At 65.1% G+C, this 2,867-nt stretch carries 3 protein-coding genes and 1 pseudogene; 3 read left to right on the plus strand and 1 reads right to left on the minus strand.

All coding sequences use genetic code 11. The annotated features are described in order from the left end of the window. Together J0I79_RS34670 and J0I79_RS34675 are read left to right on the plus strand one after the other, a co-directional pair. The coding region (locus tag J0I79_RS34670; protein WP_292870581.1) for an MscL family protein at positions 1-252 on the plus strand (252 nt) is incomplete at its 5' end. 103 nt (positions 253-355) lie between these two features. Beyond that, the gene (locus J0I79_RS34675) at positions 356-1,522 is read left to right on the plus strand and encodes a pyridoxal phosphate-dependent aminotransferase (protein ID WP_292870584.1); all 1,167 of its coding nucleotides are present in this window, start codon (positions 356-358) and stop codon (positions 1,520-1,522) included. Between the two features lie 27 nt (positions 1,523-1,549). On the opposite strand, the pseudogene hemA reads toward J0I79_RS34675, so the two are convergent. Further along, positions 1,550-2,599: pseudogene (hemA, locus tag J0I79_RS34680) on the minus strand (5-aminolevulinate synthase); the annotation flags it as partial. Between the two features lie 4 nt (positions 2,600-2,603). On the opposite strand from hemA, the gene J0I79_RS34685 reads away from it, so the two are divergent. Further along, positions 2,604-2,738, plus strand: a complete 135-nt coding sequence (locus J0I79_RS34685; protein WP_292870587.1) for a hypothetical protein — start codon at positions 2,604-2,606, stop codon at positions 2,736-2,738. Positions 2,739-2,867: the final 129 nt, after the last annotated feature.

Below are 2,867 nucleotides of genomic sequence, written 5' to 3' on the forward strand. Positions count from 1 at the left end.
GGCCTGTCGCACAATGTAACTGCCACCAATCTGGAGGATGCGCGCAAGCAAGGTGCGGTCTTTGCGTATGGTAGCTTTATCACGGTGGCGCTGAATTTCCTGATCATAGCCTTTGTCATCTTCTTGATGGTCAAGGCGGTGAACAATTTGCGCAGGCGCCTGGAAAAGGAAAAGCCCGCGCCCGCTGCCGCGCCGCCGCCGGCCGATGTCGCCCTGCTCACCGAAATCCGCGATCTGCTCGCGAAGAAATAATCCAGCCGCGATCGCTGGACCAAAACCCCGGCCGTTCGCGGCCGGGGTTTTCTGTTTTCGCTTCTGGTAAAGAGCGGCGACCCGAGTACGAACGGATCTTCACATGAGCCTGATCGAGACCTTGCGCCCCGCCGCCCTTGCCGCACCGGAAAGCGGCATCGTCGCCGTCGTGAACTATGGACGGCTGCGCGACGGCCTGATCCCGCTCTGGGCCGGCGAGGGAGACCTGCCGACGCCCGCCTTCATCACCGACGCCGCGTCGAAGGCGCTGGCGGGCGGCGAGACGTTCTACACCTGGCAAAGGGGCATTCCCGATCTCAGGCAGGCGCTTGCCCGCTACTATGCCAGGCATTTCGCCAAAAAATTCCCCGAGGAGCAGTTCATCGTCACCGGATCGGGCATGCATGCCATCCAGCTGGCGCTGGCGGCACTCGCGGGCGCCGGGGACGAGGTCGTCTACCTCTCGCCGGCCTGGCCGAATTTCGACGCCGCCGCGGGCATTTCGGGGGCTGTACCGGTGGCGGTCACATTGGATCATTCCGGCAATGGCTGGTCCTGCGATGTCGAGAAGATCGCTGCCGCCATCACGCCCCGCACCAAGGCCCTGTTCATCAACACGCCGTCGAACCCGACCGGCTGGACCGCCGACCACGAGACCTTGCAGGCGATCCTCGATCTCGCCCGTTCGCGGAACCTGTGGATCATCGCCGACGAGATCTACTCTCTGTTCCATTACGGCCACGGCCGCGCGCCGTCCTTCCTCGACATGGCCGATCCTGAAGATCGCATCCTGTTCGTAAACAGCTTCTCCAAGAACTGGTCGATGACCGGTTGGCGCGTCGGCTGGATCAAGACGCATCCGAGCCTGCAGCAGGTGTTCGAGAACCTGATCCAGTATTCGAACTCGGGCGTCGCCCAGTTCATGCAGCGTGGCGCGGTCGCCGCCCTTGACGAGGGCGATGCCTTCGTTGCCGAACAGGTGGAGCGGGCGAGGAAGGCGCGCGACCTCGTCTGCCGCATTCTGGGTGAATCGGGCAAGGCGCGCTTTACCGTCCCGCAGGGCGCCTTCTACCTGTTCTTCACCGTCGACGGCATCACCGATTCGCGGGCCGCGGCCTTCGAGATCGTCGACAAGGCCAATGTCGGCCTTGCGCCTGGCACCGCCTTCGGCCCCGGCGGCGAAGCGTTCCTGCGACTGTGCTTCCATCGCCGCCTCGATCAGATCGAGGAAGCGGCGAACAGGCTGGCTAACTGGATGAAGACTGTTTGATCAGGTGGCGGGTTCCGCCGCCTGACTTTATCCGCCCGACTTGGGCACCAGCAGCGGAATGATCCGGTCGGTCTTGGCGACCGCCGGCCGGCCGGCCGAACCGTAGGGTATGCCGAGCGCGTCCCAGGTCTCGACCAGGGCGTCCTGCAATTGTGCGATCAGCGCATCGGAATGGAACGGCGTCGGCGTGATGCGCAGCCGCTCGGTGCCGCGCGGCACGGTCGGATAGTTGATCGGCTGGATATAAATCCCATGCACGCCGAGCAGGCGGTCGCTCGCCATCTTGCAGAGTTCGGGATCACCGACCAGCACCGGCACGATGTGGGTCGCCGATTCCATGACAGGCAGGCCGGCGGCGGCGAGAATCTGCTTGGTGCGGCTTGCCTGCTGCTGCTGGGCGTCGCGCTCGGCCTGCGAGCGCTTGAGGTGGCGGATCGAGGTCGTGGCGGCGGCGGCGATCGCCGGCGGCAGCGCCGTGGTGAAGATGAAGCCCGGCGCGTAGGAGCGCACCGCGTCGATCACGGCGCTGGTGCCGGTGATGTAGCCGCCCAGCGTGCCGAACGCCTTGGCAAGCGTGCCTTCGATGATGTCGATACGGTCGGCGAGGCCCTCGCGCTCGGTGATGCCGCCGCCGCGCGGTCCGTACATGCCCACGGCATGGACCTCATCGATATAGGTCATGGCGTTGTAGCGCTCGGCGAGTTCGACGATCGCCTTGATCGGCGCGATGTCGCCGTCCATCGAATAGACGCTCTCGAACACGATCAGCTTGGCGCGTTCGCGGCCGGCCGCCTGCAGCAGTCTCTCAAGATGCGCGACGTCATTGTGGCGGAAGATTTTCTTCTCGGCGCCCGAGCGGCGCACGCCCTCGATCATCGAGGCGTGGTTGAGCTCGTCCGAGATGATCAGGCAGTTGGGCAGAAGCTTTGCGATGGTCGAGATCGATGCTTCGTTGGAGACGAAGCCGGAGGTGAAGACCAGCGCGGCTTCCTTGCCGTGCAGGTCGGCGAGCTCGCCTTCGAGTTCGACCAGCGGGTTCGAGGTGCCGGAAATGTTTCGGGTGCCGCCGGCGCCCGAGCGGATGGTCGACACCCGGCCCGACCGGCCTCGCGTGATCCAGAGCTTCGACGTGTTCGTCGACTCAGAGCTGCGCGCCTACGTCACCGACTACAACGCCGGCCTGTACATCCTGCAGTTCGAGGGCGACGAACGATGAGCATCGCGGATCAGGGCACTGCGGATCGGGCCGATGCCGATCAGATCGTCGCCGAGCTGCGCGAGGCCTTCGGGGACCGGACCGAGCAGACGGTCGTCACAGACCCCGCGGCGCTCGCCGAACTCGGCG

This window comes from Mesorhizobium sp., from assembly GCF_017306585.1.
In the GTDB taxonomy this organism is placed as follows: Bacteria; Pseudomonadota; Alphaproteobacteria; order Rhizobiales; family Rhizobiaceae; genus Mesorhizobium.